Consider the following 265-nt stretch of genomic DNA (forward strand, 5'->3'; position numbering starts at 1 on the left):
GTGGTGCCGCGGCCGCGGGTGGCGAAGAACACCAGGTCGCCGGGCTTGAGCTGCTGCTTGTTGGGCACCGTGTCGCCCTGGGTGCGCTGCTGGCGGGCCGTGCGGGGCAGTTCCAGGCCGGCGATTTCGCGGTACACGAACAGCACCAGGCCGCTGCAGTCGAACCCTTCGGCGGCATCGTCACCGCCCCAGCTGTAGGGCGTGCCGATGGCGGCCAGGCCGGCCTGCACCACGCGTTCGCGCAGGGTGGGCACGGTGGGCTCCT

Annotated in this window: 1 protein-coding gene; it reads right to left on the bottom strand. The window is 72.5% G+C overall.

The features are described 5' to 3' along the window. Positions 1-265: C40 family peptidase (locus SB751_RS31450; protein WP_410749203.1), on the bottom strand; the 265-nt coding region annotated here is incomplete at both ends.

It is taken from the genome of Cupriavidus sp. SIMBA_020 (assembly GCF_046535395.1).
Taxonomy (GTDB): domain Bacteria; phylum Pseudomonadota; class Gammaproteobacteria; order Burkholderiales; family Burkholderiaceae; genus Cupriavidus; species Cupriavidus campinensis.